Annotated in this window: 30 protein-coding genes; 22 read left to right on the top strand and 8 right to left on the bottom strand. The window is 65.2% G+C overall.

The annotated features are described in order from the left end of the window. Positions 1 to 11: 11 nt before the first annotated feature. Entirely contained in the window at positions 12 to 785 is a 774-nt protein-coding gene (locus XI08_RS18890) for an energy transducer TonB family protein (protein ID WP_271575540.1), read from the bottom strand. 190 nt (positions 786 to 975) lie between these two features. Between XI08_RS18890 and XI08_RS18885 the strand changes: the two genes are divergently transcribed. The 9 genes from XI08_RS18885 (at position 976) to XI08_RS18845 (ending at position 9590) form a co-directional block, all read left to right on the top strand. After that, on the top strand, positions 976 to 1575 hold the full coding sequence (locus XI08_RS18885) for a nuclear transport factor 2 family protein (protein WP_271575539.1): 600 nt from the start codon (positions 976 to 978) through the stop codon (positions 1573 to 1575). 247 nt (positions 1576 to 1822) lie between these two features. Beyond that, positions 1823 to 2227, top strand: coding sequence for a hypothetical protein (locus XI08_RS18880; protein ID WP_271575538.1), 405 nt, complete (start codon positions 1823 to 1825; stop codon positions 2225 to 2227). A gap of 145 nt (positions 2228 to 2372) precedes the next feature. Then, positions 2373 to 4247, top strand: coding sequence for a molecular chaperone HtpG (gene htpG / locus XI08_RS18875; protein ID WP_271575537.1), 1875 nt, complete (start codon positions 2373 to 2375; stop codon positions 4245 to 4247). A 206-nt stretch (positions 4248 to 4453) separates the two neighbouring features. Further along, positions 4454 to 4729, top strand: coding sequence for a DUF3551 domain-containing protein (locus XI08_RS18870; protein ID WP_271575536.1), 276 nt, complete (start codon positions 4454 to 4456; stop codon positions 4727 to 4729). Between the two features lie 227 nt (positions 4730 to 4956). Then, complete coding sequence (locus XI08_RS18865; RefSeq protein WP_271575535.1) at positions 4957 to 6771, top strand: long-chain-acyl-CoA synthetase; 1815 nt, start codon at positions 4957 to 4959, stop codon at positions 6769 to 6771. Positions 6772 to 6922: 151 nt separating this feature from the next. After that, on the top strand, positions 6923 to 7168 hold the full coding sequence (locus XI08_RS18860) for an acyl carrier protein (protein WP_027543300.1): 246 nt from the start codon (positions 6923 to 6925) through the stop codon (positions 7166 to 7168). Then, entirely contained in the window at positions 7155 to 8537 is a 1383-nt protein-coding gene (locus XI08_RS18855; protein WP_271575534.1) for a class I adenylate-forming enzyme family protein, read from the top strand. The genes XI08_RS18860 and XI08_RS18855 overlap by 14 nt, the downstream gene beginning before the upstream one ends. Continuing rightward, entirely contained in the window at positions 8530 to 9252 is a 723-nt protein-coding gene (locus XI08_RS18850) for an SDR family NAD(P)-dependent oxidoreductase (RefSeq protein WP_271575533.1), read from the top strand. Before XI08_RS18855 ends, XI08_RS18850 begins: the two co-directional genes overlap by 8 nt. A gap of 128 nt (positions 9253 to 9380) precedes the next feature. Further along, positions 9381 to 9590, top strand: coding sequence for a hypothetical protein (locus XI08_RS18845; RefSeq protein WP_271575532.1), 210 nt, complete (start codon positions 9381 to 9383; stop codon positions 9588 to 9590). Positions 9591 to 9594: 4 nt separating this feature from the next. Here the strand turns inward: XI08_RS18845 and XI08_RS18840 are convergent, their stop codons facing one another. Further along, complete coding sequence (locus XI08_RS18840) at positions 9595 to 9981, bottom strand: hypothetical protein (RefSeq protein ID WP_027543296.1); 387 nt, start codon at positions 9979 to 9981, stop codon at positions 9595 to 9597. A 220-nt stretch (positions 9982 to 10201) separates the two neighbouring features. Here XI08_RS18840 and XI08_RS18835 point away from each other — a divergent pair, with 220 nt between their 5' ends. Continuing rightward, the gene (locus XI08_RS18835; protein ID WP_271575531.1) at positions 10202 to 11347 is read left to right on the top strand and encodes a DUF3095 domain-containing protein; all 1146 of its coding nucleotides are present in this window, start codon (positions 10202 to 10204) and stop codon (positions 11345 to 11347) included. 4 nt (positions 11348 to 11351) lie between these two features. Here the strand turns inward: XI08_RS18835 and XI08_RS18830 are convergent, their stop codons facing one another. The 3 genes from XI08_RS18830 to XI08_RS18820 all read right to left on the bottom strand — a co-directional run bounded on the left by XI08_RS18830 (position 11352) and on the right by XI08_RS18820 (position 13873). Then, a complete protein-coding gene (locus XI08_RS18830; RefSeq protein ID WP_271575530.1) occupies positions 11352 to 11786 on the bottom strand; it encodes a DUF2147 domain-containing protein in 435 nt (144 codons plus the stop codon). Between the two features lie 92 nt (positions 11787 to 11878). Continuing rightward, positions 11879 to 13264 (bottom strand): MATE family efflux transporter, encoded by a 1386-nt coding sequence (locus XI08_RS18825; protein ID WP_271575529.1) that lies wholly within the window; start codon positions 13262 to 13264, stop codon positions 11879 to 11881. 81 nt (positions 13265 to 13345) lie between these two features. Further along, on the bottom strand, positions 13346 to 13873 hold the full coding sequence (locus XI08_RS18820) for a GNAT family N-acetyltransferase (RefSeq protein ID WP_271575528.1): 528 nt from the start codon (positions 13871 to 13873) through the stop codon (positions 13346 to 13348). A gap of 233 nt (positions 13874 to 14106) precedes the next feature. On the opposite strand from XI08_RS18820, the gene XI08_RS18815 reads away from it, so the two are divergent. From XI08_RS18815 to XI08_RS18760, 12 genes are all read left to right on the top strand, one after another. Further along, the gene (locus tag XI08_RS18815; protein WP_014491764.1) at positions 14107 to 14703 is read left to right on the top strand and encodes a superoxide dismutase; all 597 of its coding nucleotides are present in this window, start codon (positions 14107 to 14109) and stop codon (positions 14701 to 14703) included. 281 nt (positions 14704 to 14984) lie between these two features. Next, positions 14985 to 15596 carry a permease gene (locus XI08_RS18810; protein ID WP_271575527.1) on the top strand — a complete coding sequence of 204 codons (612 nt, stop codon included), beginning with the start codon at positions 14985 to 14987 and terminating at the stop codon, positions 15594 to 15596. Then, entirely contained in the window at positions 15593 to 16093 is a 501-nt protein-coding gene (locus XI08_RS18805) for a hypothetical protein (protein WP_008138982.1), read from the top strand. The genes XI08_RS18810 and XI08_RS18805 overlap by 4 nt, the downstream gene beginning before the upstream one ends. 43 nt (positions 16094 to 16136) lie before the next feature. Further along, entirely contained in the window at positions 16137 to 16373 is a 237-nt protein-coding gene (locus XI08_RS18800; protein ID WP_271575526.1) for a hypothetical protein, read from the top strand. A 2-nt stretch (positions 16374 to 16375) separates the two neighbouring features. Next, a complete protein-coding gene (locus tag XI08_RS18795; RefSeq protein WP_271575525.1) occupies positions 16376 to 17131 on the top strand; it encodes a metal ABC transporter ATP-binding protein in 756 nt (251 codons plus the stop codon). Positions 17132 to 17137: 6 nt separating this feature from the next. Further along, entirely contained in the window at positions 17138 to 18007 is an 870-nt protein-coding gene (locus tag XI08_RS18790) for a metal ABC transporter permease (protein WP_135175481.1), read from the top strand. Between the two features lie 5 nt (positions 18008 to 18012). Next, positions 18013 to 18876, top strand: a complete 864-nt coding sequence (locus tag XI08_RS18785) for a metal ABC transporter solute-binding protein, Zn/Mn family (protein WP_271575524.1) — start codon at positions 18013 to 18015, stop codon at positions 18874 to 18876. A gap of 54 nt (positions 18877 to 18930) precedes the next feature. After that, on the top strand, positions 18931 to 19977 hold the full coding sequence (locus XI08_RS18780; protein ID WP_271575523.1) for a CobW family GTP-binding protein: 1047 nt from the start codon (positions 18931 to 18933) through the stop codon (positions 19975 to 19977). Then, complete coding sequence (locus tag XI08_RS18775) at positions 19977 to 20996, top strand: WD40 repeat domain-containing protein (RefSeq protein ID WP_271575552.1); 1020 nt, start codon at positions 19977 to 19979, stop codon at positions 20994 to 20996. The genes XI08_RS18780 and XI08_RS18775 overlap by 1 nt, the downstream gene beginning before the upstream one ends. 30 nt (positions 20997 to 21026) lie before the next feature. Beyond that, positions 21027 to 21743, top strand: coding sequence for an MgtC/SapB family protein (locus XI08_RS18770; protein ID WP_011090491.1), 717 nt, complete (start codon positions 21027 to 21029; stop codon positions 21741 to 21743). Between the two features lie 101 nt (positions 21744 to 21844). Continuing rightward, complete coding sequence (locus tag XI08_RS18765; protein WP_271575551.1) at positions 21845 to 22177, top strand: hypothetical protein; 333 nt, start codon at positions 21845 to 21847, stop codon at positions 22175 to 22177. A gap of 115 nt (positions 22178 to 22292) precedes the next feature. Further along, entirely contained in the window at positions 22293 to 23033 is a 741-nt protein-coding gene (locus XI08_RS18760) for an acetoacetate decarboxylase (protein WP_271575522.1), read from the top strand. Positions 23034 to 23134: 101 nt separating this feature from the next. On the opposite strand, the gene XI08_RS18755 is transcribed toward XI08_RS18760, so the two are convergent. The 3 genes from XI08_RS18755 to XI08_RS18745 all read right to left on the bottom strand — a co-directional run bounded on the left by XI08_RS18755 (position 23135) and on the right by XI08_RS18745 (position 25750). Next, positions 23135 to 24577 carry a homospermidine synthase gene (locus XI08_RS18755; protein WP_135175475.1) on the bottom strand — a complete coding sequence of 481 codons (1443 nt, stop codon included), beginning with the start codon at positions 24575 to 24577 and terminating at the stop codon, positions 23135 to 23137. Positions 24578 to 24624: 47 nt separating this feature from the next. Further along, complete coding sequence (locus tag XI08_RS18750) at positions 24625 to 25014, bottom strand: RidA family protein (protein WP_027543280.1); 390 nt, start codon at positions 25012 to 25014, stop codon at positions 24625 to 24627. A 148-nt stretch (positions 25015 to 25162) separates the two neighbouring features. Beyond that, positions 25163 to 25750: a GNAT family N-acetyltransferase gene (locus tag XI08_RS18745; RefSeq protein ID WP_271575521.1), complete on the bottom strand. Its 588-nt coding sequence runs from the start codon at positions 25748 to 25750 to the stop codon at positions 25163 to 25165. Between the last annotated feature and the right edge of the window lie 83 nt (positions 25751 to 25833).

Here is a 25833-nt window from a genome sequence, read left to right as displayed (position 1 = left end):
GGCCTCCTGCTTCAGCAGCCTCGGCAGACATTGTTGATCTTGGCCTTTACCTTGGCTTCGTCCTCGATCCACGGCCGATACGTTCCGTCGAGCGTCATCAGGACGGTCACCCTCTGGAGATCGTCCTTCGCCTCCGGAGGTGGCTTCGGAAATGGTTCGCTCCGCTCCACCATCTTGAGAGCCGCCGCATCCAGCGGCGGGGAGCCTGTACTCTCTACCAACGCGTGCGAGATCAATTTGCCCGAGCGGTCGACCACGAATGTGACGCCGGCATCGCCCTTCAGGCCTATCGCGTCTGGCGGAAACGCCCTGTTGCGCCAGACATGCTCGGTGACCGTCTTGCGCCAGGCGGCCATGGCATCGGACTCCGTGAGGGCGGGACCCGTCCGGCTCAGCACCAACCCGGAGGACGGCACCTGGAATTGGCGGCCGTTGAAGACAATCGGCACCGTGAAAGAGAACGTATCCTCCTTCAGCTCCGAAGGCGGCTCCGGAAACGGCTGGGCGCGGGCGACGATCTCCAGCGCAGCAGCATCGAGCGGCCGCGAGCCGGTGCTCACAGCCAGCGTCCGCGAGACCAACCTGCCGGATCGGTCGATGACGAATGCAACCTTGGCCTCGCCGGTTTGTCCCAGTCCCTCAACAGGAAATTGCCTGTAGCTGCCAATATGTGCCCTCAGCCTCACCTTCCAGGCTTTGATGTTCTCGCTCTGCGGTTCTGTCTGCGCATGCGCGGGAAGAGCCGCCAACAATCCGAGAAGCGCGGCCAGCAAGGGGAATTTCATCTGCATCGGTGTCGATACTAATCGCGGTCTGGTTGATTGCAAGGCTAGTTGCTCGTATAGCGCTTGCTTGGCTGTGGGCAATTCGAAAGGCCGCGAAGCTTGGGCTGCTTGACGGCGAGCAAATTGCCTCGTTGATACGTCGGGCCGACGACACCCATCGCAGCTTCAAGCCGTCAGGAGATTTCGCATCATGGACCAGCAACTCCTCGATCGCCTCGCCATCCGCGATCTCGTCGAGAACTGGGCGGTGTGGCGCGATGCCGGCGACTGGGAGCGCTTTGCGACCGTCTGGCACGAGGAAGGCTGGATGTCCGCCACCTGGTTTCAGGGACCGGCGCGGGACTTCATCCGCGTCAGCCAGGAGGGCTTTGCCAAGGGCGTCCGCATCCTGCATTTCCTCGGCGGCACCAGCATCGATTTGTCCGGCGAGCGCGCCATCGCGCAGACCAAGATGACGATCTCGCAGCGCGCGGGCGTGCACGATGTGCTCTGCGACGTCGTCTGCACCGGGCGCTTCTACGATTTCCTGGAGAAGCGGCAGGGCCGTTGGGGCATCGTTCGCCGCCAGCCGATCTACGAGAAGGACCGGATCGACCCGGTCGATCCCGCTGCGACGCTTCGCCTCGACCAGACAGCGCTCGCCGGGCTTCCCGAAGGCTACCGCCATCTCGCCTACATGCAGGAGCTGATCGGCTACAAGGTCAAGCGCGACATGCCGGGCCTGACCGGCGCCGAGGTCGAGAAGCTCTACGGCGAGGGGCGGGCGTGGCTGGCCGGGAAGGCGAAGTGAACCCCAGACAAAAGTAAGGCGCGACTGGCATCACCACAGTCGCGCCCTACGTCGCCGGCTTATGGGGCAGGGGGGAATAGCCGGCTGCTGAGACGACTCCCAGCCGCGAAAGTCGTTCCAGGGCTCCGGAAATATTTTTCGGGGCGCGACTTTTTTGCACACGGTTAAGTGATCGTTTCTGCCGAGAACCCCCGCTCCTCCGGCCGCGTTGTTCCCTCGATCGCCATGGGGCGAGGGGTCGACAGCCATGTCACAGATTCAAAAGGTATTTTTGAGCGCCGTCGCGATTGTCGCAACGCTCGGCGCGGTGCAGGTACAATTGGCCTCCGGCCATGATCTGGCCGACCGCTGGCAGGCGGTCGCTGACAAGCCCGGCCACGACGTCAACCGGACCGGCAAGGCCGACCGGCTCGCCGAGCTCAAGCCGGGTGCGGTATCCACCCGCACCGTGTCGATGCGGCTGAACGACCTTGCCGATACCTCGGTGCTGCTGCGGGTCCCCGCGGTGATCGAGACCGGCAACGCCAAGCCGCCCGCGGCGCTCCAGAACCAGAAGCAGGGCCGCAACAAGCCGACCATCGCTTGCGAGCCGATGGTCAGCTCCCTGACCGAGGTCGCCAAGCTGCTCCAGCCGGGCCGCTGCGTGACCTGATCGCCCTGGGGCCAAGCTTGCCAAGGGATTTGGGCCAAGGGACAGGTGCCCCTGCCGCGGGCAGGGGCGGCTTCTCACGTCCTCTTGATCCGCTGTCTCATCGCGTTATATCCCGGTTTTCCATTTCGATTGACCGGGTAAACGCATGACGACGTCAGATACGGCTGTGCATACGCAGCCCTTCCAGGCCGAGGTTTCCGAACTGCTGCACCTCATGGTGCACTCCGTCTATTCGGAGACCGACATCTTCCTGCGCGAGCTCGTCTCCAACGCCTCGGATGCCTGTGACAAGCTGCGCTACGAGGCGATCGCCAGTCCGGCGCTGCTGGGCGAGGGCGACGCGCTCAAGATCCGCATCATCCCGAACAAGACGGCCGGCACGCTCACGATTGCCGATAACGGCATCGGCATGGAGCGGCAGGAGCTGATCGACCATCTCGGCACCATCGCCCGCTCCGGCACCAAGGTCTTCGTGTCCAAACTCAGGGAGGCCAAGGACGGCCTCGGCCTGATCGGCCAGTTCGGCGTCGGCTTCTATTCCGCCTTCATGGTTGCCGAGAAGATCGTCGTCGTCAGCCGCCGCGCCGGCGAGAGCGACGTCTGGAGCTGGACGTCCTCCGGCGGCTCCGGCTTCGAGATCGCCCGTGCGAGCGACGAGGAAGCGGCGCGCGTCGTGCGCGGCACCGAGATCGTCCTGCACCTGAAGGACGACGCCAAGAAATATCTCGAGACCTACGAGATCGAGCGCATCGTCAGTGCCTATTCCGACAACATCCTGTTTCCCATCGAGCTCGTGCCGGAAGAGGGCGAGCCGCGCCAGATCAACTCGGCGAGCGCGCTGTGGCAGCGCTCGAAATCCGAGCTTTCGGCAGAAGACTACAAGAAGGCCTATCAACAGATCGCGTCCGCCTTCGACGATCCCGCGATGACGCTGCACTACCGCGCCGAGGGCCGCTACTCCTACGCCGTGCTGCTGTTCGCGCCGTCGACAAAGCCGTTCGACCTGTTCGAGCCGAACCGCAAGGGCCGGGTGAAGCTCTACGTCCGCCGCGTCTTCATCACCGACGATGCCGACCTCTTGCCGGGTTATTTGCGCTTCATCCGCGGCGTGGTCGACAGCGAGGATCTCCCCCTCAACATCTCCCGCGAGATGCTGCAGAACAATCCGCAGCTGGCCCAGATCCGCAAGGCCGTGGCGACACGCGTCGTGTCCGAGCTCGAAAGCCTCGCCGAGAAGGACGCCGAGAATTTCGCCAAGATCTGGGACGCCTTCGGCGCGGTACTGAAGGAAGGCATCTACGAGGATTTCGAGCGCCGCGAGAAACTGCTGGCGCTGTCGCGCTTCACCACGACGTCAGGCGAGAAGCGGTCGCTCAAGCAGATCATCGCCGATTTCAAGCCGAACCAGACCGATATCTATTATCTGGTCGGCGAGAGCATCGAGCGGCTGAAATCCAATCCGCGGCTGGAGGCGGCGACCGCGCGCGGCATCGAGGTGCTGCTGCTGTCCGATCCGGTCGATGCGTTCTGGACCTCGATGCCGACGGAGTTCGAGGGCAAGCCGCTGAAGTCGCTGAGCCAGGGCGATCTCAACCTCGACCTGATCCCGCGCCTCGACGACAAGGACGAAGCGAAGAAGGACGAGCCCGAGGCGGATGAAGCCGCCACCATCGCCGTGATCAAGGCCGCGCTCGGCGAGCGCGTCAGCGACGTCAAGGCTTCGACGCGCCTCACGAGCTCCGCCTCCTGCCTCGTCGCCGACAGCCAGGGCCCGAGCCGCGAGCTCGAGCGCATCCTGGCGCAGCAGAACCGCGGCATGCGCACCAAGCCGATCCTCGAGATCAATCTGCGCCATCCCCTGGTCACCGCGATCACCAAGGCGCAGGCCGGCTCGAAGACGGTCGACGATCTCGGCCTGCTCCTGCTCGAGCAGGCGCAGATCCTGGATGGCGAATTGCCGGAAGATCCGGCGGCGTTTGCGGCGAGGCTGAACCGGCTGGTGCTGCAGGGGCTCGGCTAGCCGCTACGCGTCAGGCCGGGGCAAGTCCCGGCCGTGACGCCTGCGGGCTTGTGCAAGGCAACCGCCGAAACGGTCGCGTCTCTACAGCGCGCGATACTCACCTTGCCGTCATCTGTCCTCGGGAACGGTCGCCTCCGGCGCGGTGTTATGCCATATGAGGTCGCCGGCATCAGAGTCGCCGGCGCGACCGATACGAGGATTTCTCCATGCGCCTGCCCTTCCTGACCCTCACCGCGATCTTCACGCTGCTGGGCGTAGCGGATGCCAGCGCGCAGAGATACGATCCGGCCTATCCCGTTTGCATGCACCGCTACATTGGCGGCGGCCCCGGCGGCGGGGGCGGTGATTATTTCGACTGCTCCTTCACCTCGTTGCAGCAATGCCGTGCCACGGCGTCAGGGCTCGCCGCGACGTGCGACGTCAATCCTTATTACGCCTATAACGGGCCGCCGCCGCGCCGGCCCTACAAGAAGGTGCACTAGCGATCCGCACAGATCGCCCGATTGTGCGCCTCTCGGTGATGCGGCATCAGCCGCATCGTCGTCGATTTGCTATCGCAAGGATCACGCCAGGCCGCGCGCCGGTCCCGTCGGCTTGGTAAAGGATGACCAGAGTTAATCGCGCACTAACGGGCTTTTACCTTGTCTCTTAACACCTGGGCAGGGCGCGCGGACTAAGCTGGCGGAACCAGCAGACACGTTCCGAAAGCATGAACGGCATGACCACCTGCGTCATCGAGCAACCGAAGGCCGCGCGCGCGCCATCGGCGTCAAAGATCTGGCTGAAGGCGATCGAGCTCACCGCGCGGATCGAGGCGCTGCCGGGCCGGCTGTTTGCCGACGTCATCGACGATTGGGCGCAGCGTCAGCCCGATCGCGTTGCGCTGGTCACGGATGACGCAACGCTCGACTACGAAGGTTTGTCGAAACGCATCAACCGCTATGCGCGCTGGGCGCGCTCGGTCGGCGTCGCCAAGGGCGACACTGTCGGCCTGATCATGCCGAACGGCATCGACTATGTCGCCGCCTGGCTCGGCATCAGCCGCGTCGGCGGCGTGGTGGCGCTGATCAATACCAAGCTTGTCGGGCAATCGCTCGCCCATTGCCTCGATGTTGCGAGGCCCCTGCACCTCATCGTCGCGCACGACCTGGCGGAGACGCTGGAGAGTGCGAAGCCGCATCTGAAGACCGAGGCCAAGGTCTGGACCCATGGCGACGCCCGCAGCGAACGTGCCATCGATGTCGCCCTTGCCGCTCTCGACGATGGCCCGCTTTTTCCCGAAGAGCACGGCGACGTGACCATCGACGACCGTGCGCTGCTGATCTACACGTCCGGCACCACGGGCCTGCCCAAGGCCGCCAGCATCAGCCATCGCCGAATCCTCAATTGGGGCTTTTGGTTCGCCGGCCTCACCGGCGCCGGCCCACAGGATCGGCTCTACGATTGTCTGCCGCTATTCCACTCGGTCGGCGGCATCGTCGCGCCGTGCAGCATGCTGGCCGCCGGCGGCTCGGTGGTCATCGCCGAAAAATTCTCTGCGTCGAATTTCTGGCCCGACATCGTGCGCCACGACTGCACGCTGTTCCAATATATCGGCGAGCTCTGCCGCTATCTGCTCAAGGCGCCGCCGTCGGAATACGAGAACCGCCATCGCCTGCGGCTCGTTTGCGGCAACGGCCTGCGCGGCGACATCTGGGAGGACTTTCAGACTCGCTTCGCCATTCCCCGCATCCTCGAATTCTATGCGGCGACCGAAGGCAATTTCTCCCTGTTCAACGTCGAGGGCCAGCCGGGCGCGATCGGGCGCATCCCGCCGCTGCTCGCGCATCGCTTTCCTGCGAGCCTCGTCAAGCTCGACCCTGATAGCGGCGCGCCGTTGCGCAACGAAGAGGGCCTTTGCATTGCCTCCGCCCGCGGCGAGGCGGGCGAAGCCATCGGCCGCATCGGCACGGCGGACCAGGGCGGCGGCCGCTTCGAGGGCTACACCGACACCGGCGAGACCGAGAAGAAGATCCTGCGCAACGTCTTCGCCAAGGGCGATGCGTGGTTCCGCACCGGCGATCTGATGCGGCTCGACGACAAGGGCTTCTTTCATTTCGTCGATCGCATCGGCGACACCTTTCGCTGGAAGGGCGAGAACGTCGCGACCTCGGAGGTCAACGACGCCATGCGCGATTTTACCGGCGTCATCGACGCCACCACTTACGGCGTCAGCATCCCCGGCACTGATGGCCGCGCCGGGATGAGCGCGATCGTCGTGAACGAGGGTTTTGACGTCGCGGCGTTACCTGCGCATCTCGCAGGGCGCCTGCCGGCTTACGCCCGCCCGGTCTTCATCCGCATCTCACGCGAGCTCGATGCGACCGAGACGTTCAAGCAGAAGAAAGGCGAGCTCGCGCGCGAGGGATTTGACCCGGGCGCGATCTCCGATCCGCTATTCATGCTCGATCCGAAGTCCGGCGCCTATGTCGCACTCGCTTCCGGCGCCTATGCTCAGATCGCGGGTGGTACGATCAGGCTCTAGCGGAGCCGAAATCCGCCAGATAGGTCCAATTTTATCTGAATTGTCCAAGAAGCCATTTACTTCTGTCGGGTAAACAGACCTCATGGGAGGCGGTCATCAAGAGCCGCCGCAAGACATCCGATCGATCAACAAAGCAAGAGGCAAGCCAACCATGTCGGTAAGGTCCAAGGTCATTGAAGCGATCCAGCAGATCGCCAGGGAACAGCACGTCACGCTTCCCGCACTCTCGGACGATCTGTCCCTGCACGAGACGGGTTTCGACTCGCTCGCCTTCGCGATCCTCGTCGCCCGGCTCGAGGACGAAACCGGCGTCGATCCCTTCACCATTTCCGAGGACGCAGCGTTCCCCGCCACGATCGGCGATTTCGTGCGGGCCTACGAAAATGTCCCCGCGTGAGACCTTTGCGCTTCGCGACAATCTCGGCGCGGAGCTGAAGGGCCGTACGCTGTCGGATGCGCACGATGTCGTGTCGCTGACCGACATCCTGTCGCAGACGGTCTTGGGCGGCCGCCTGCGCGAGCTGTCCGGCCGCGCCGTGCTGCTCAAATTGTCCGACCAGCTGCGGTCGGGCATTGCCATGATCGAGCTCGACGGCATCGCCCGCCGCATGCTGCTGTGTCCGCCCGATCTCAACCCGACCTATCTGGACGCGCTGATCGCGGATGCCGGGATCGATGCCGTCGTCACCGACGAGCCCGATCGCTGGGCCGAGACCGGCGTGCCGCTGGTCGTCACCGCACAATTGCCGCTTCAAACCACCGTGCCCGCGCAGACCGAGCGCGCCACCGAATGGCTGATGCTGACCTCGGGCACGTCTGGCGTGCCCAAGATCGCCGGCCATACGCTGGAAGCGCTGACCGGCGCGATCGTCGCCGAAGGCCCCGCGCGCGGACCGGCGCCGGTCTGGGCGACGTTCTACGACATTCGCCGTTATGGCGGCCTCCAGATCTTCCTCCGCGCCATTCTCTCCGGCGGCTCCATGGTGCTATCGGATCCGCATGAGGCGCTCTCCGATCACGTTACGCGGCTGAATGCGCGCGGCGTCTCGCACATCTCCGGTACGCCCTCGCATTGGCGCAAGCTTCTGATGAGCGGCTCGGCCGCGCAATTCGCGCCGGCTTACGTCCGTCTCTCCGGCGAGATTGCCGACCAGGCGGTGCTCGACGGCCTGAAGGCGGCGTTCCCCGATTCCTCCGTCGGCCATGCCTATGCCTCGACCGAGGCCGGCGTCGGCTTCTCCGTCAATGACGGGCTCGAAGGCTTTCCGGCCGACTATCTCGGCAACCGCAACGGCGTCGAGATGAAGGTCGTGGACGGCTCGCTGCGCATCCGTTCCACACGCACGGCGCATGCCTATATCGGCCGCAACGCCACCGCGCTCACCGACGACGATGGGTTTGTCGACAGCGGCGACATCGTCGAGCTGCGCGGCGACCGCTATTATTTCGTGGGCCGCCGCGGCGGCATCATCAATATCGGTGGGCTGAAGGTCCACCCCGAAGAGATCGAGGCGGTCATCAACCGCCATTCCGACGTGCGGATGTCGCGGGCCAAGTCGCGGAAGAGTCCGATCACCGGCGGCATTGTCGTCGCCGACGTGATCCTCGCCGACGGCACCGATCAGGCGCGCGTGCAGGAGATTCGCGATCAGATCCTGGATCTGTGCCGCGCCCAGCTCGCTTCCCACAAGGTGCCGGCGGTGATCCGCTTCGTCGAGACGCTCGACGTCACCCCGGCCGGAAAATTGGCGCGCACCGATGCATAATGTCCTCGTCACCGGCGGCAGCCGCGGTATCGGCCTTGCGATCGGCAAGCGCCTCGTCGGCGCCGGCTACAACGTGATCGCTGCGGCACGGCGCGAGAGCGACGAACTCAAGGCGGCGATCGCCGAGTCCGGGGGGCGCCTGCATTTCCGCGCCTGCGATCTTGCCGTGATCGACGCGATTCCCGCTTTCGCAAAGCTCGTGCGTGACGAATTCGGTCCGATCTACGGCCTCGTCAACAATGCCGGCCTCGGCACCGAAGGCCTGCTCGCCACCATGCACAATTCCGAGATCGAGGCGCTGGTGCAGCTCAACGTGCTGTCGCCGATCATCCTCACCAAATATGTCGCGCGGCAGATGATGGCCGATGGCGCCGGCCGCATCATCAACATCTCCTCGATCATCGCGACCACCGGCTATAACGGCCTGTCCGTCTATGGTGCGACCAAGGCCGCCGCCACCGGCTTCACGCGCTCGCTCGCGCGCGAGGTCGGCAAGCTCGGCATCACCGTGAACGCGATCGCGCCTGGTTTCATCGACACCGAGCTGACCCACAATCTCTCCGACGAGGGACGCAAACGCATCGCGGGCCGCAGCGCGTTGCGCCGGCTGCCGGAAACGGAAGACGTCGCACGCATGGTGGAATATCTGCTTGGCGAGGGCGGCCGCAACGTCACGGGCACCGTGTTCACGGTCGACGCCGGGAATACGGCGTAAAGCGGAACCTCGCCGCCACAATTGCATTGATTCGGCGCAATGACATTCGACCGGATTTGGTCGTAAGATGCCCCCGCAATCGATTGGGTTACGTCAATCGATCTGCCCCAATCGACAGGGAGCAGTCCATGACCACGCGAAACATGACCGCTTCAAATCAGGGCCGGACGGAGCAAACGTGCGCGAAGCCGGACGACGTCCGTTGTCCGCCGATGACGCATCAGAATTCCGGCGATCACGGTCACGAGATGTACCCGCAGCAATTCGTGCGCTTGGTCGGTTGCCATGACGCGTCTGTCGAGGCCTTGCGCAAGCGTGAGGATGAGAAGCTGCACTAGTCGCTCACGTCCGATGCTTTGGCAGGTCAATCCGTTCATGTGAGAATTCCGGCGGCCCTTCGGTGAGGCGGCGGATGCGGCGCTCGCGTTCGTCCTCCGGCAATGCGGGATCGAGCAGTCCCTCGATCTCATGCACCGCGAGCTCCTCGAGCCTGGTCGCGTCCGAGGCGACCGTGGACCCTGATGCCGGTGCGGCAGGCGCAATCCTCAGGCCGAGCTCGACCAGCTTGCAGATCGCATCCGAGCGCGACAGTTGATGGGCCTCGGCCCAGGCATCGACGCTCGCGGTCAGCACCTCCGGCATTTTCACCGCACTGACCGCATCGAGCCCCGTGCGTCGGCGTACCGGCGAGGTGGAGTCCTTGTTGCCAAAATCAGACACCCCGATCATCCCGCGCAATCATTTCAGATAGCTCAACCGTAAACGTCGTTTGCGGCCGGCTGTTTGATGCCGATCAATGACGAACTGCGGCATTGCGGCGCGGTGCGATCTTGTCGTCCGCCTCCATTTCGGCCAATGATCGGGACTTCGCCGCGCATCGGCCGGCGAACCCGAATCGATCCTGCCACGTATTTCTCCTGGACGCGTCCCAACCATTCGGCATCCCCCGATGACATCAGGCGAATCCTTCTATGGCGGCATTCCCGTCTTCCGCGGCTTCACCAGCCTGATGGACCCCGCGCTCTATGCGCCGCTGCCGGATGACTGGAGCATCGGTGTCGCCGACATCGTCGATTCCACCAAGGCGATCGCGGCGCAGCGTTACAAGGCGGTCAACATGGCCGGCGCCGCCGTGATCGCGGCGGTGACCAATGCGCTGGAGGGACGGGAATTTCCCTTCGTGTTCGGCGGTGACGGCGCCAGCTTTGCGGTCGCGCCCGGCGATCTCGATCGCGCCCGGGACGCGCTGGCTGCGACCGCGACCTGGGTGCGGGAGGATCTCGATCTGACGATGCGTGTTGCGCTGGTGCCGGTGAGTGCGATCCGGGCGCAAGGTCTCGACGTGCGCGTCGCCCGCTTCGGTCCGTCGGCGAACCTGTCCTATGCGATGTTCTCCGGCGGCGGGCTCGCCTGGGCCGACGCCGCGATGAAGCGCGGCGAGTTCGCCGTCGCCGAGGCGCCGGCCGGCACGCAGCCGGATCTGTCCGGCCTGTCCTGCCGCTTCGAGGTGATTCCGGCCTCGCGCGGCCTGATCCTGTCGGTTCTGGTGATGCCGGTGCGTGGCGCGGACCCGCTGGCGTTCCGCAAGGTGATCGAGGACGTCATTCACCTCGTCGAGCGCAGCCCGGACGGCGCCCGTCCGGTGCCGCCGCAAGGGCCGCCGCTGAAATGGCCGCCGCAGGGGCTCGACTATGAAGCCCGCACCAAGCGCGGCGGCCCGCTGCTCGCGCGCCGCGCCGGCGTGCTGGCCTATACGCTGTTCGCCTATCTGATCATGCGCTTCGACATCAAGGTCGGCGGCTTCGTGCCGAGCCTCTACAAACGTCAGGTGGTCGAGAACTCGGACTTCAGGAAATATGACGACGGCCTGCGCATGATCCTCGACTGCACGGCCGAGCTCGAACGCGCCCTCAGCGATCGTCTCGCGGCTGCCGCGCGCGAGGGCATCGTTCGCTACGGCCTCTACCAGCAGGACGCTGCGATGATGACCTGCTTCACGCCGTCGGCGCTGCGCAGCGACCACGTGCACTTCATCGACGGCGCGCGGGGCGGTTATGCCTCGGCGGCGACAGCCCTGAAGGCGATGATGGCTTGAAGCGCTAGTGTCCCGAGCGCGTCCAGGTCTCGCCGCCGCAGAGCGCGCCGACGCAGCCCTCGACCCGCAGCGAATCCGCACCCGTCACGGAGACGCTGCTCGCATAGGTGCTGCCGTCATCGGCATTGTAGATCTGGCCCGACCATTTGTTCGAGCCGGATGGCTGCATGCCGCTGAACAACGGCAAGCCGATCATCGAGCGTTTGGCGAGCGCAGGATTGGGATTCTTGCTGTCGGTCGCAGGCTGGCCGGTCGCAGTGTCATAGGGCTCGCGCAGCCAGATGATATGGCCGCAGATGCCGCCGCCGCACTTGCTGATCTTGACGCGGGCGTCACCGGCCTGCGTCAGCCAGGTCCCGTCGGCGCTCTGCGCTTGGGCGGTGGTCGCGCCAAGCAGCGCAGCCAGAAGGACGATGAGAGCAGCGAATCTGGTAATCATGGAGAAGCCCCGAAGTGGAGCGCCTCCATAGCAGCCCGGCAGGATAGTGCAACGCTAGATGGAATCACATTCCCGCGCTTATTTGCCTGCGCTCATTTGCCCCAGCGGGCGAAGGCGACAGAGGCGGCAGTCGACAGCCCGAACACCACCATGGCGCCGCCGACCAGCGCGAACAAGGTCCAGGCCGGCGCCTGCGCCATCATGAGGCCGATGCCGCCGATCGCGACGATCAGAAGCCGCGCGGTGGAGGCCAGCACCGGTCCGCCGACGCGCGCCGCGCCCTGCGATGAGAAGTACAGCGACACGCCCATGCCGAAGAACGCAAAGGCCGGGCCGGCCCAGTGGAAATAGCTGTGCGCGGCGGCGGTGACGCCGGGGTCGGCCGTGAACAGCGACACCCACAACGCGGGATCGAGCGCGATGACGAACCCGATCAGGCCGACGGTGAGGGCGGACGCCGCGGCTGCGGTCCAGGCCACGCGCCGTGCGCGCTTCACATGTCCGGCGCCGATCGCCATGCCGACCATCGGCACCGAGGAGATGCCGATGGCGAAGGTGATCGGAATCAGCAGAAATTCCAGCCGCGAGCCGATGCCGTAACCGGCCAGCATCTCGGTGCCGAACGTTGCCAGAATCTTCGTGAAGATCAGGATGGTGAGCACGGTCTGGAGCGGCGAGAGGCAGGCAACCGCGCCGACCCTGAGAATGTCCAGAAACATCGCGCGCTCAAAATGAAACGCGCGGAAATCCAGTGGCAGCCGGCTGCGGCCGGACAAGAGATACCAGAGGAAGAAGATCGCGGCGCAGCTGAATGCGATCAACTGGCCGGCGGCGACGCCCGGCATGCCGAATTGCTTCACGCCGAACAGGCCGAGCCCCAGCGTACCGCCGAGCGCGATCTGGAGCACGCTCGCCCCGATCAGCGTCATCGAGGGCAGGCGCATGTCGCCGGTGCCGCGGATCACCGAGGCCAGCGTATTGACGAGCCAGATCGCGACCGCGCCGGAGAACAGCACCTGCGAATAACCGCTGGCTTCCTCGAGCACGCGCTCGCGGCCGCCGAGCAGCGTGAAGAACGAGCGGCCGAAGACGAGCATCATCACCGTGAAGAAAAGCCCGCCGCAGAGGCCGATGATGGTGGCATGCGGCGCCAGCGTCGCGGCGCGGTCGCGATCCCCGGCGCCGAGCGCGCGGCTGATCGCGGATGAGACGCCGCCGCCCATCGCGCCCGCGCTCATCATCTGCGTCAGCATCGCGAACGGGAACACCAGCGCGATCGCCGCGAGCGGAATGGTGCCGAGCCGGCCGATATAGGAGGTCTCGGCGATCGCAACCAGCGTCGAGCCGACCATCGCGATCATGTTGGGGATCGCGAGCCGCAGCAGCGTCGGCAGGATCGGCGCCGTCAGCAGGCTGGCGATGGGGGAGGCGACCGGTGCACGCGGCGGTGCGGCGTCTATGGGGGCGTCGATCGTCATGTTCACCGGGCGGAATATTGAATGATAAGCGACATATTATAAGGCGCGCGGCTGGCGCGCCAGCCGCGCCTCACGCAGGGCTCACCAGGGCAGGCCGCAGAGGTCGATGGTGCCGAGCGTCGGCGCGCGGACGATGTTGAAGACATAGGGCGCCATGTGGGTGAAGCGGATCCTCCCCTCTGGCTGCTCGCAATAGACCTCGCCCTTGAAGGGCAGCCAGCTGCGGGCCTCGTAGAACGCAAAATTGTGCGGTTCGCAGAACAGAAGTGCGAAGCGGACCGCCTCGTTGGCCCGGATGGTGTGTACCGCCGCGTCGATCGCCATGGTGGCGTAGCCGCGGCCGCGCCGGTCCTCGCGGGTGCAGACCCCGCCGATGCCGCCGATGTGAACCTTCTGTCCATTCCAGGTGACGGTGCGGAAGTAGATGCCGACGTGGCAGACGAGGCCGTCCTCGGGCGTCTCGATCAGCACGCGAAGGTCGGCATTGGCCCATTTGACGTGGCTCCACGACGGCTTCTCGGCAGCGTCGTGTCCCCAGACCGCGCTGAGCAGGGGCTGTGCGATCCGCCACGAAGCGTCGCCGTTCAGGATGTCGATCTCGATGCTCATTGCTTTCTCTTTCGCGTCTCCGCGCCGTGGTGCGTTCGTTCTGCCATAAGCGCCTCAAAGGCAATGATATTTTACGGCCAGTCGAAGCGACCCCCCACGATGCGACGATTTTATGCAATCCGGCCAAGCGGCCGCATCACGCCTTTTCGCAAATTGACGGTATTTAACGGCGACGGAACCTTCTATAAGGGGTGACCGTTAGAACGTTCCCCACCAGTTGCGGACAAGAACCCATGACATTCACGCTGCCCCCACTCCCTTACGCCTATGACGCCCTCGGCCAGTTCATGTCGAAGGAGACGCTGGAATTCCACCACGACAAGCATCATCAGGCCTACGTCACCAACGGCAACAACGCGCTCAAGGGCACCGAATGGGAAGGCAAGTCCCTTGAGGAGATCGTCAAGGGATCGTTCGGCAAGAACCCCGCGGTGTTCAACAATGCCGGCCAGCACTACAATCACATCCACTTCTGGAGCTGGATGAAGCCCAATGGCGGCGGCACCAAGCTGCCCGGCAAGCTCGAGAAGAAGATCAACGAGGACCTCGGCGGCTTCGAGAAGTTCAAGACCGACTTCCAGGCGGCCGGCGTCGGCCAGTTCGGCTCTGGCTGGTGCTGGCTCCAGGTCAAGAACGGCAAGCTCGAAATCTCCAAGACCCCGAACGGCGAGAATCCGCTGGTGCACGGCGCCACCCCGATCCTCGGCTGCGACGTCTGGGAGCACTCCTACTACATCGACTATCGCAACCGCCGTCCGGACTATCTCAAGGCGTTCGTCGAGAACCTCGTGAACTGGGAATACGTCGAGTCCCTGTTCGACAAGGCGTAATTGGAGTCATTCCGGGGCGCGCGAAGCGCGAGCCCGGAATCCATTTGTCCACTCGGGCTGACGCCCGATGGATTCCGGGCTCGGCGCTCGCGCGCCGCCCCGGAATGACGAAAACAAGAGGCGGTCGCATGCGCGGCCGCCTTTTTGCTGTGCGGAATTCGACTGCTGCTTCGCATGGGCCTGCGCGAGGTGCGCATCGCTTCCCGTCATCGTACTGTTTGCATCGCATGGGCGGCGCCCTTAATCAGGATGGGCATCACCCTCGAGCCGACCCGAGCCCGTTGTCAGACCCTTCCCCGAAAGACCCGGCGCCTGCCGAGGACGCGGAGTCCGAGCCGCGGCCGGGCCGTGTGCGCAAGCCGATCGGCTGGTCGACGATCATCATCGCGGCCCTGGTGGCGGTCAGCGCGGCGCTGGTCTGGCGGCGTGACGGCACCGACGGCGTTCTCGACATTCTCACCCACGACCTGTCGCTGTTCGGCGGCATCCTGCCGCGCGTGCTGGCCGGCTGCCTGCTCGGCGCCTTCATCTCCGAGATCCTGCCGCACGAAAAAGTCTCGCGCTCGCTCGGGCCGCAACCCGGCCTGAAGGGCCTTCTGATCGGCACCGCCTTCGGCGCGATCCTGCCGGGCGGGCCATTCACCGCCTATCCGGTGGCGAGCGCGCTGCTGGCGGTCGGCGCCGATTTCGGCGCCACCATCGCCATGGTCGTGAGCTGGACCCTCATCGGCTACGGCCGGGCGGTCGCCTGGGAAATCCCCATCATGGGCACCGATTTCACGCTGTGGCGGATCGTGATCTCGCTGCCGCTGCCGGTGCTCGCAGGCGGCCTCGGCCGCTTCGTCTATGTCCGGCTCTATCCGAAGCGCGACAGCGACGAGGAGGCGAATTGAGCGCGGCGCTCCTGATCGACATCCTGCTGTGGGGCTCGGTGTTCGGCGTCGGCCTGATCGCCTTCCGCCGCGGGCCCCCGGTGTTCAAGGCCTCGCTGCGCGAGGGCTCGATGGACTTCATCAACATCGTGCCGCGGATTGCGCTGGGCGTGATCGGCTCGGGCTATATCGCCGCCATCATTCCGCAGGAGGTGATCACCGGCTGGCTCGGACCGGACAGCGGCTGGCTCGGGGTTGCGACCGCCGTGGTCGCCGGTGCCGCCACGCCCGGCGGCCCCGTGATCGGCTTCTCCATCGGGACCGTAGCGCTGAAGTCGGGCGGCGGGGTGCCCCAAGTGGTCGCCTATGTCGTCGCCTGGGCGCTGTTCGCCTTCCAGCGGGTGATCTTGTGGGAAATCCCGTTCATGCCGGCCCGGTTCGTCTGGTTCCGCTGCGCCGTGTCGGTGCCGTTCCCGTTCGTGGCGGCCGCCATCGCGATGGTGATCGGCAAGCCCTGAGCCCGGCGTGGACAGGCGTAATGTTATAATATAACGTCATGGCATGGTTCCCGCCGCGTCCCACGCCCACCATCACGACCATGCGCACGGCCATTCTCATGGCGACGCGCATTCGCATGGGCACGACCACACCCACGCCCATGTCCATGATGCGGCCTCGCCGCACCCGGCCCAGGCCGCGACCTGGTCGATCCTGCGCATGACCATGGCGGGCCGCCTTGGGGCGGCGGTCGCCGTTTGTGCCGTGCTCTGGGGCATCGTCTTTCTGGCGATGAGGTGACGATGGCGGCGCTGCATTTCCACAACGTCACGCTCGGTTACGACCGGCATCCGGCCGTGCACCATCTCAACGGCGAGGTCGCGCCAGGCGCGCTGGTCGCCGTGATCGGCCCGAACGGGGCCGGCAAGTCGACCCTGCTGCGCGGCATCGTCGGCATCCTCAGGCCGCTCGATGGTAGCATCCATCTCGGCGGGCTCGACTCCCGCGATATCGCCTATCTGCCGCAGAGCGCGGAGATCGACCGCAGCTTCCCGATCTCGGTGTTCGACTTCGTCGGCACCGGCCTGTGGCGCGGCACCGGCCTGTTCGGCGGCATTGGCAAAGCGGCGCGCGACAAGATGCTCCGCGCGATCGCGTCCGTCGGTCTCAATGGCTTCGAGAACCGCCCGATCGGTACGCTCTCCGGCGGTCAGATGCAGCGCGTGCTGTTCGCCCGCGTGTTGCTCCAGGATGCGCGGCTGATCGTGCTCGACGAGCCCTTCAACGCCATCGACAGCAAGACCACGACCGACCTGCTTGCGCTGGTGAAGCACTGGCACGGCGAGGGCCGCACGGTGCTCGCCGCATTGCATGACATGGAGATGGTGCGCAGCCATTTCACCGAGACCCTGGTGCTGGCGCGGGGCCCCGTGGCCTGGGGCCCGACGGCGGAGGTGCTGACGCCGGAGAACCTCATGGTCGCGATGCGGATGTGCGAGGCGTTCGACGACAGCGCCGCGGCCTGCGCGGACGACGATGCCCGCTCGCGGGCGGCGTGACGCCCAATGCTCCATGACGCGCTGATCGGTCCGTTCACCGAATTCGAGTTCATGCGGCGGGCGCTTGCCGCCGTCATCGCGCTGTCGCTGGCGGGCGCGCCGATCGGCGTATTCCTGATGCTGCGGCGGATGAGCCTCGTCGGCGATGCCATGGCGCACGCGATCCTGCCCGGTGCTGCCGTCGGCTTCCTGCTCTCCGGCCTCAATCTGTTTGCGATGACGGCCGGCGGCCTGATCGCGGGCTTTGCGGTCGCGATCCTCGCCGGCGTGGTCGCGCGCTCGACCGGGCTGAAGGAGGACGCCTCGCTCGCGACCTTCTATCTGGCCTCGCTGGCGCTGGGGGTGACCATCGTCTCGATCAAGGGCACCAATATCGACCTGCTGCACGTGCTGTTCGGCAACATCCTCGCGATGGACGACCAGACGCTGCTGGTGGTCGCCTTCAACGCCACGGTCACGCTGCTGGTGCTGGCCGTGATCTACCGCCCGCTGGTGATCGAGAGTGTCGATCCGCTGTTTCTGCGCACGGTCAGTCGGGCCGGGGGACCTGCGCATCTCGCTTTCCTCGCGCTCGTCGTGATCAACCTCGTCAACGGCTTTCAGGCGCTCGGCACGCTGCTCGCGGTGGGCTTGATGATCCTGCCGGCCGGCATCGCGCGGTTCTGGTCGCGCGATCTCACCGTCATGATCTGCATCGCGGTCGTCGCTGCCGCGGTCTCGGGTTATGCCGGCCTCGTGCTGTCGTTCCAGACCCGCGTGCCGTCGGGCCCTGCGATCATTCTGGTCGCGACAATGCTCTACATCGTCTCGGTGCTGTTCGGCCGCGTCGGCGGCATCGTCCGGCAGTTGTTTCCCGGCCGGCATCTGGAAGCGTGACGGCGATGCGCTTCCTTCCGCTCTTTGCCCTGCTGCTGATCGCCTCGCCGCTGCATGCCGCGGAACGGCTCAACGTCGTCGCCAGCTTCTCGATCCTCGGCGATTTCGTCCGCAATGTCGGCGGCGACCGGGTCAGCGTCACGACGCTGGTCGGCCCCGACAGCGACGTCCATGTCTATACGCCGGCGCCAAGCGATGCGAAGCGGATCGCGGACGCAAAGTTCGTTGTCGTCAATGGGCTCGGCCTCGAGGGCTGGCTGCCGCGCCTCGTGCAATCCTCTGGCAGCAAGGCAACGGTCGTCACCGCCAGCGCGGGCATCGCGCCGCTGAAGCTCGGCTCGGCTGCAGATCCACATGCCTGGCAGTCCGTCCCCAATGCCAAGGTCTACGTGACGGATATCGCCAACGCGCTGGCCGCGGCCGATCCTGATGATGCGGAGTTCTTCCGCGCCCAGGCCAAGGCCTATCTGGAAAAGCTCGAAACGCTCGACCGCGAGGTACGCGAGGCCGTTGCGAAAATTCCGCCCGAGCGGCGCAAGGTGATCTCCACCCATGACGCCTTCGGCTATTTCGCCGCCGAATACGGTATCCGGTTCATCGCGCCGCTCGGTGTCTCCACCGAAACCGAGCCCAGCGCGCGGGACATCGCCGCCATCATCGGCCAGATCAAGGCCCAGAAAATCCCGGCCGTTTTCCTGGAGAATATCAGCGACGACCGCCTGATCCGGCGGATCGCCGCCGAGACCGGGGCAAAGGTCGGCGGGACCTTGATTTCGGACGGTTTGACGGGTGAAAAGGGGGCTGCCCCCACTTACATTGACATGGTCAGGCACAATATAAAGGCCCTGACCAGCGCGCTTGACCACTAGGGCAGGGGCCACCCCGCCTCGCGTCGCGCGGAAAAGCCCGACCCCGGAGAAGTTATGTCTGAAGCGACCTCCCAGAAAATTCCCGTGACCGTTCTGACCGGCTATCTCGGTGCCGGCAAGACCACGCTTTTGAACCGCATCCTGTCGGAAAACCACGGCAAGAAATACGCCGTCATCGTCAACGAATTCGGCGAGATCGGCATCGACAACGACCTCATCATCGGCGCCGATGAGGAAGTGTTCGAGATGAACAATGGCTGCATCTGCTGCACCGTGCGCGGCGATCTCGTGCGCATCATGGACGGGCTGATGAAGCGCAAGGGCAAGTTCGACGCCATCATCGTCGAGACCACCGGCCTCGCCGATCCGGCGCCGGTGGCCCAGACCTTCTTCGTCGACGAAGACGTGCAGAAGAACGCGCGCCTCGATGCGGTGGTCACGGTCGCCGACGCCAAATGGCTGTCAGACCGTCTGAAGGACGCGCCCGAGGCCAAGAACCAGATCGCCTTTGCCGACGTCATTGTGCTGAACAAGACCGACCTCGTCACCAAGCCCGAGCTCGCCGAGGTCGAGGCCCGCATCCGCGCCATCAACCCCTATGCGAAACTCCACCGCACCGAGCGCTGCTCGGTGGCGCTGGCCGACGTGCTCGATCGTGGCGCCTTCGACCTCGACCGCATCCTCGACATCGAGCCGGACTTTCTGGAGGCCCACGATCATGACCACGACCATGATCATCACCATCATGGCCACGATCATCACCACCATGATCACGGCCACGGCCTGAAGCACTATCACGACGAGGACATGCAATCGCTGTCGCTCAAGACCGACAAGCCGCTCGATCCGAACATGTTCATGCCCTGGCTCCAGAACCTGGTGCAGGTGGAAGGCGGCAAGATCCTGCGCTCCAAGGGCATCCTCGCCTTCCACGACGACGATGACCGCTACGTCTTCCAGGGCGTCCACATGATGCTGGAGGGCAACCACCAGCGGAAATGGAAGGACGGCGAGCCGCGCGAGAGCCGCCTCGTCTTCATCGGCCGCGAATTGCCGGAACAGGCCATTCGCGAGGGTTTTGAGAGCTGCATCGTCTCGTGATGAAAGAGTTTACGCCGGCGCCCGATTCCGCCTCGATCGTCTCCGTCACCGATCGCGTCAAGCCGGTCGCGCTGGGGATGGCCGTGACCTCGGTGCATTTCCTTGGGCCCCGCGCCGCCTTCGTCGGCGGCGAGGAGAATGTCGCGTTCGTCGACAGCAAGGGCGAGATCACCACCGTCGCCGTGCATAGCGGCGGCATCCTCTCGGCCGCCTCCGACGGCAAGCGCCTCATCATGGGCGGCGACGACGGCAAGGTCGTCGCGCTCGACGCCAAGGGCGAGGTGACGCTGCTCGCCACCGACCCGAAGCGCCGCTGGATCGACGCAGTGGCGCTGCATGCCGACGGTGCCTATGCCTGGTCGGCCGGCAAGACGGCCACCGTCAAGAGCGGCAAGAACGAGGAGAAGTCGCTCGAGGTGCCCTCGACCGTCGGCGGGCTCGCCTTCGCACCGAAGGGCCTGCGGCTCGCGATCGCGCACTACAACGGCGCGACGCTGTGGTTTCCGAATATGGAAGGATCGGCCGAATTCCTGCCCTGGGCCGGCTCGCATCTCGGCGTCACCTTCAGTCCGGACAACAAGTTCCTGGTCACCACGATGCACGAGGCCGCCCTGCACGGCTGGCGGCTTGCCGACAACAGGCACATGCGCATGACCGGCTATCCCGGCCGCGTCCGTTCGATGTCCTGGAGCGCGGGCGGCAAGGCGCTTGCGACCTCGGGCGCCGACACCATCATCCTGTGGCCGTTCGCCAGCAAGGACGGTCCGATGGGCAAGGAGCCCGCGATGCTCGCGCCGCTGCAGGCGCGCGTGTCGGTGGTCGCCTGCCACCCCAAGAACGACATCCTCGCCGCCGGCTATAGCGACGGCACCGTGCTGATGGTGCGGCTCGAGGACGGCGCCGAGATACTGGTCCGCCGCAACGGTACCCCGCCGGTCGCCGCGCTCGCCTGGAACGCCAAGGGCACGCTGCTGGCCTTTGCGGATGAAAATGGGGACGGCGGTCTGCTGGAGCTTTAATCTGTCATCGTTCTGACCGTATAGGGGCTCATGCGGTTTCTAACGACCTTCCAGATTGCTGATTTCGCCGACACGCTGGTCAGCCTGTTCACGGCCTTCGTGCTGGGCACGCTGATCGGCGCCGAGCGGCAATACCGCCAGCGCACCGCGGGCCTGCGCACCAATGTGCTGGTCGCGGTCGGGGCCGCCGCGTTCGTCGATCTCGCCATGCACCTGACCGGCGCGGACGGCGCGGTGCGGGTGATCTCTTATGTCGTCTCCGGCATCGGCTTCCTGGGCGCCGGCGTCATCATGAAGCAGGGCATGGACGTTCGCGGGCTCAACACCGCGGCGACGCTGTGGGCCTCGGCTGCCGTCGGCTCCTGCGCCGGCGCCGACATGGTCGCGCAGGCGGCCGCGCTGACCGTGTTCGTGATCGCTGGCAACACCATGCTGCGTCCGCTGGTCAATGCCATCAACCGCATCCCGCTGAACGAGAAGACTTCGGAGGCGACCTACTACTTCAAGCTCGCGGTGGCGGCGGACGCCTTGCCCGACATGCGCGACCGGCTCGTTGAGAAGCTCGAGGGCGCAAAATATCCGGTGGCCGATATCGACGTGGTCGAGACCGGGGACGATCTGATCGAAATCGTGGCAAAGTTGGTCGCGACCGCGGTCGATCCGAACGAGCTGAATGCGGTGGCGACCGATCTTCAGCACCTGCCGGGCGTGCGCCACGCCACCTGGGAAGTCAGCACCACGGATTGAGCGCGGCGTTTTGGCGCGCGGAGGCACGGTTCCCGCCTTGCCCGGCACGGAACCGCAGTCGGGCCATTTCGTTGATTCCGCGGACAAAGGCGGTGATCGACATGCCCGGCCAATATGACAAGCGCAGACTGAAATTCGACCTGATGATCGCCTGCTTGCTGTTCGCAGCCGGCGTCGTGGTATCAGGCCTGTCGCTGGCGCAAATCCGCGCCGAGAGCCGGATGCAGACGGCGCAGGCGACGCCACCGCTCCAGGGCACGCCGTCCGACGATCAGAGCAAGACTCCGGCTGAATCCAAGCCCGGCGGCGACCGGCCGACCACACCGGCGCCCGAGCCCGCGCGCCCCGATCCGCAGACGCAGGGCGCGGCCACCAAGCCGGCACTGCCGGCGGCGCCCGCGGAGAAGATCGCGCCGCCGATCAGGGAGAAGTAGCCCGACGGCCGGCGTATTGTGACGCGCATTTGACGACCGATGCCGATTATACGATCTCGCCTCGGCAGGCGGCCCGCTCCATAATCCGTCGCGCCAACGACAGATGGGGCCGCCCATGAAGATCGAAGACGTCCGCCGCACCGCTTATTCGATGCCGCTCACCAACCCGTCATTCCCGCCGGGGCCATATCGCTTCTTCGACCGCGAATATTTCATCATCACCTACAGGACCGATCCCGAAGCCCTCGCCGCCATCGTGCCCGAGCCGCTTGAGGTGGCGGAGCCGGTGGTGAAATACGAATTCATCCGTATGCCAGACTCGACCGGATTCGGCGACTACACCGAAACCGGGCAGGTGATCCCGGTCCGCTTCAAAGGCGAGGAGGGCAGCTACACCCACGCGATGTATCTGGACGACGAGGCCCCGATCGCCGGCGGCCGCGAGCTGTGGGGCTTTCCGAAGAAGCTCGCGAGGCCCAAGATCGAGGTCGAGAGCGACGTCCTGGTCGGCTCGCTGCATTACGGCTCGGTGCTCTGTGCTTCGGCCACGATGGGTTACAAGCACCGCAAGGTCGACCACGACGCGGTGCTGAAGTCGATGGCGTCGCCGAACTTCATCCTGAAGATCATCCCGCATGTCGACGGCAGCCCGCGGATCTGCGAGCTGGTGCGCTTTCATCTCGATGACGTCGTGCTGAAGGAAGCGTGGACCGGCCCTGCCGCACTCGGCCTGTTTCCCCACGCACTCTGCGACGTCGCCCGCCTGCCAGTGCGCGAGGTGGTCTCGGCGCTGCATTTCAAGGCGGACCTGACGCTCGGGCTCGGCAGCGTGGCGTTCGATTACATGGCCAAGTAACTTGGCCAAGTAACCTGGCGAAGCAACAAGGCGGGGTAGGCCGCGAAACGAGATGCCCGGCGCGAGGCCGGGCATCATGATCGATCAGGCGTGGTGTGCGATCAACGCACCAGAATATTCCGGAACTGCCAGGGATCGCTGGTGTCGATATCTTCCGGAAACAGTCCCGGACGATCCGTCAGCGGCGTCCAGTCGGTGTAGAAACCCTTCACCGGGCCGAGATAAGGCAGCTGGATTTCCAGCAGACGATCGAAATCCATCTCGTCGGCTTCGACGATGCCCTCGTTCGGATTTTCCAGCGCCCACACCATGCCGCCGAGCACGGCGGAGGTCACCTGCAGGCCGGTGGCGTTCTGATAGGGCGCGAGCTTGCGGGTCTCTTCGATGGAGAGCTGCGAGCCGTACCAGTAGGCATTGTTGTCATGCCCGAACAGCAGCACGCCGAGTTCGTCGATGCCGTCGACGATTTCGTTCTCATCGAGGATGTGGTGCTTTTCCTGCATCTTGGCGGCGCGGCCGAACATCTCATGCAGCGACAGCACGGCGTCGTCAGCCGGATGATAGGCATAGTGGCAGGTCGGCCGATAGACCGCCGTACCGGAGGCGTCTCGCACCGTGAAGTAATCGGCAATCGAGATCGACTCGTTGTGGGTGACGAGGAAGCCATACTGCGCGCCGCGGGTCGGGCACCAGGTGCGCACGCGGGTATTGGCGCCGGGCTGCATCAGATAGATGGCGGCGCCGCAGCCGGCTTCGTGGGTCCGCGCATTTTCGGGCATCCATTTTTCATGGGTGCCCCAGCCGAGTTCGGACGGCTGCACGCCTTCCGACAGGAAACCTTCCACCGACCAGGTGTTGACGAAGACATCAGGCTCTTTCGGCGACTTGGAGCGCTGGGTGTCGCGTTCGGCGATGTGGATGCCCTTGATGCCGGCCTGCCGCATCAGGTCCGCCCATTCGGCCTTGGTCTTCGGCTTGGGGGCATTGAGCTTCAGATCGGCGGCGACATTGAGCAGCGCCTGCTTGACGAAGAAGGACACCATGCCGGGATTGGCGCCACAGCAGGAGACGGCCGTCGTCGAGCCTGCGGGGCGCGCCTTCTTGGCGGCCAGCGTCACTTCGCGAAGGGCGTAGTTGGAGCGTGCCTCCGGGCCCTTCGAGGAATCGAAATAGAAGCCGAGCCAGGGCTCGTTGACGGTGTCGATATAGAGCGCGCCGAGCTCGTTGCAGAGCTCCATGATGTCGGTGGAGCCGGTATCGACCGAGAGATTGACGCAAAAGCCCTGGCCGCCGCCTTCGGTGAGCAGCGGGGTCAGCAACTCGCGGTAATTGTCCTTGGTCACGCCCTTCTGGATGAAGCGGACATTGTGCTTCTCGCAATGCGCCTTGCGGCCCTCGTCCTTGGGATCGATCACCGTGACGCGCGACTTGTCGTAATCGAGATGCCGCTCGATCAGCGGCAGCGTGCCTTTGCCGATGGAGCCGAAGCCGACCATGACGATGGGACCGGTGATCTTCGCGTAGATCTGCGAGGCGGGACTCATGGGATGGTTTCTCCGGAACGTGCTGGCAAACAAAGGGTGAGGGGGGATCAGGCGCTGCGGCGCTTGGCGGTGACTTCGATCTCGACCTTCATCTCGGGCTTGGCGAGAGCGGTGACGACCAGCAACGTCGCGGCCGGTCTGATGTCACCGAGAACCTCGCCGCAGACGGCGAAGTGGGCATCGATGTAGCTGGCGTCGGTGACGTAGTAGGTCGCACGGACGATATCGGCCATCTCGAATCCGCCCTCCTTCAGGGCGGCTTCGATGGTCTTGAAGCAGTTGCGTGACTGGCTCGTGACATCGGCCGGCATCGTCATCGTCGTGTAGTCATAGCCGGTGGTTCCCGCAACGAAGGCGAAATCGCCGTCGATCACGGCGCGGCTGTAGCCGACAGTCTTCTCGAGGGGAGAGCCGGTAGAGATCAGGCGACGGGACATGGTTTGGACCTCGACTGAAAGAGGTGTTTCGCGGGGGTTAAAGGGCGTTTCCGGGGCCTGCGCAACCCCAAAGGAATAGAGCCTAGCGCAGGCGCGGCCGGGCGTTGCCGTTCAAGGCGGCTTCGGTCGTCGCCATCATGGCAATCACTTAGGCCGCGTGCGCCTGGAGGGGGCGAACTACCCTCCGTTTGGGCAGGGCCGCGCCGGTCGGGACGATCATCCCCTCAACGCCATCCAGCGCGCCGGCCTGGAATTCGATCGCCAGCAGGCGGTCGCGCTCGAACGGGCCGGGCAGCATCAGTGCGCCGGTCTTCTCCGCCGAGAAGCCGAAGCGGGCGTAGTAGGGGGCATCGCCGAGCAGGATGACGGCTTCATGCCCGCGCGCCCGGGCGGCGGCCAGCGCTTGTTGCATCAGCGCGGCGCCGATCCCGAGCTCGCGGCAGGCAGGGTCCACCGCCAGCGGTCCGAGGACCAGAGCGGGCCTGCCTCCGGCGCTGACGTGCCACAGCCGCACGGTTCCCACGAGTGTCCCCTCGCGCACAGCCGACAGGGCGAGGCCTGCGGCAGGTGCACGTCCGTCGCGCAGGCGCTGGCAGGTGCGGCCATGGCGGTTCTCGCCAAAGCTGGCATCGAGCAGCACTTCACGGGCGGCGACGTCGGCAGCACGTTCCGCACGGATTGCGAACGGAGCGGCTTTCGAAGTGAGGGCGACTTGTGGCTTCCGAAAAGCAGTCATGGCGCGTCAGTCCCCGCTTGAGACCTGCGTGCGATCAGCACGCCGGCTCAAGGCGTCGTCAGAAATCGAAAATGTGAGGGAGG

Origin of the sequence: Bradyrhizobium sp. CCBAU 11361, from assembly GCF_028128935.1 — a bacterium.
In the GTDB taxonomy this organism is placed as follows: Bacteria; Pseudomonadota; Alphaproteobacteria; order Rhizobiales; family Xanthobacteraceae; genus Bradyrhizobium; species Bradyrhizobium niftali.
Note: the sequence above shows the minus strand (reverse complement) of the source record. Positions and strands in the feature narration are given on the sequence as shown.

Bases quoted from the DNA above. Each gene is read 5' to 3' on its own strand.
- XI08_RS18890 (WP_271575540.1), bottom strand. From the start codon at position 785: ATGAAATTCCCCTTGCTGGCCGCGCTTCTCGGATTGTTGGCGGCTCTT.
- XI08_RS18885 (WP_271575539.1), top strand. From the start codon at position 976: ATGGACCAGCAACTCCTCGATCGCCTCGCCATCCGCGATCTCGTCGAG.
- XI08_RS18880 (WP_271575538.1), top strand. From the start codon at position 1,823: ATGTCACAGATTCAAAAGGTATTTTTGAGCGCCGTCGCGATTGTCGCA.
- htpG (WP_271575537.1), top strand. From the start codon at position 2,373: ATGACGACGTCAGATACGGCTGTGCATACGCAGCCCTTCCAGGCCGAG.
- XI08_RS18870 (WP_271575536.1), top strand. From the start codon at position 4,454: ATGCGCCTGCCCTTCCTGACCCTCACCGCGATCTTCACGCTGCTGGGC.
- XI08_RS18865 (WP_271575535.1), top strand. From the start codon at position 4,957: ATGAACGGCATGACCACCTGCGTCATCGAGCAACCGAAGGCCGCGCGC.
- XI08_RS18860 (WP_027543300.1), top strand. From the start codon at position 6,923: ATGTCGGTAAGGTCCAAGGTCATTGAAGCGATCCAGCAGATCGCCAGG.
- XI08_RS18855 (WP_271575534.1), top strand. From the start codon at position 7,155: ATGTCCCCGCGTGAGACCTTTGCGCTTCGCGACAATCTCGGCGCGGAG.
- XI08_RS18850 (WP_271575533.1), top strand. From the start codon at position 8,530: ATGCATAATGTCCTCGTCACCGGCGGCAGCCGCGGTATCGGCCTTGCG.
- XI08_RS18845 (WP_271575532.1), top strand. From the start codon at position 9,381: ATGACCACGCGAAACATGACCGCTTCAAATCAGGGCCGGACGGAGCAA.
- XI08_RS18840 (WP_027543296.1), bottom strand. From the start codon at position 9,981: ATGATCGGGGTGTCTGATTTTGGCAACAAGGACTCCACCTCGCCGGTA.
- XI08_RS18835 (WP_271575531.1), top strand. From the start codon at position 10,202: ATGACATCAGGCGAATCCTTCTATGGCGGCATTCCCGTCTTCCGCGGC.
- XI08_RS18830 (WP_271575530.1), bottom strand. From the start codon at position 11,786: ATGATTACCAGATTCGCTGCTCTCATCGTCCTTCTGGCTGCGCTGCTT.
- XI08_RS18825 (WP_271575529.1), bottom strand. From the start codon at position 13,264: ATGACGATCGACGCCCCCATAGACGCCGCACCGCCGCGTGCACCGGTC.
- XI08_RS18820 (WP_271575528.1), bottom strand. From the start codon at position 13,873: ATGAGCATCGAGATCGACATCCTGAACGGCGACGCTTCGTGGCGGATC.
- XI08_RS18815 (WP_014491764.1), top strand. From the start codon at position 14,107: ATGACATTCACGCTGCCCCCACTCCCTTACGCCTATGACGCCCTCGGC.
- XI08_RS18800 (WP_271575526.1), top strand. From the start codon at position 16,137: ATGGTTCCCGCCGCGTCCCACGCCCACCATCACGACCATGCGCACGGC.
- XI08_RS18795 (WP_271575525.1), top strand. From the start codon at position 16,376: ATGGCGGCGCTGCATTTCCACAACGTCACGCTCGGTTACGACCGGCAT.
- XI08_RS18790 (WP_135175481.1), top strand. From the start codon at position 17,138: ATGCTCCATGACGCGCTGATCGGTCCGTTCACCGAATTCGAGTTCATG.
- XI08_RS18785 (WP_271575524.1), top strand. From the start codon at position 18,013: ATGCGCTTCCTTCCGCTCTTTGCCCTGCTGCTGATCGCCTCGCCGCTG.
- XI08_RS18780 (WP_271575523.1), top strand. From the start codon at position 18,931: ATGTCTGAAGCGACCTCCCAGAAAATTCCCGTGACCGTTCTGACCGGC.
- XI08_RS18775 (WP_271575552.1), top strand. From the start codon at position 19,977: ATGAAAGAGTTTACGCCGGCGCCCGATTCCGCCTCGATCGTCTCCGTC.
- XI08_RS18770 (WP_011090491.1), top strand. From the start codon at position 21,027: ATGCGGTTTCTAACGACCTTCCAGATTGCTGATTTCGCCGACACGCTG.
- XI08_RS18765 (WP_271575551.1), top strand. From the start codon at position 21,845: ATGCCCGGCCAATATGACAAGCGCAGACTGAAATTCGACCTGATGATC.
- XI08_RS18760 (WP_271575522.1), top strand. From the start codon at position 22,293: ATGAAGATCGAAGACGTCCGCCGCACCGCTTATTCGATGCCGCTCACC.
- XI08_RS18755 (WP_135175475.1), bottom strand. From the start codon at position 24,577: ATGAGTCCCGCCTCGCAGATCTACGCGAAGATCACCGGTCCCATCGTC.
- XI08_RS18750 (WP_027543280.1), bottom strand. From the start codon at position 25,014: ATGTCCCGTCGCCTGATCTCTACCGGCTCTCCCCTCGAGAAGACTGTC.
- XI08_RS18745 (WP_271575521.1), bottom strand. From the start codon at position 25,750: ATGACTGCTTTTCGGAAGCCACAAGTCGCCCTCACTTCGAAAGCCGCT.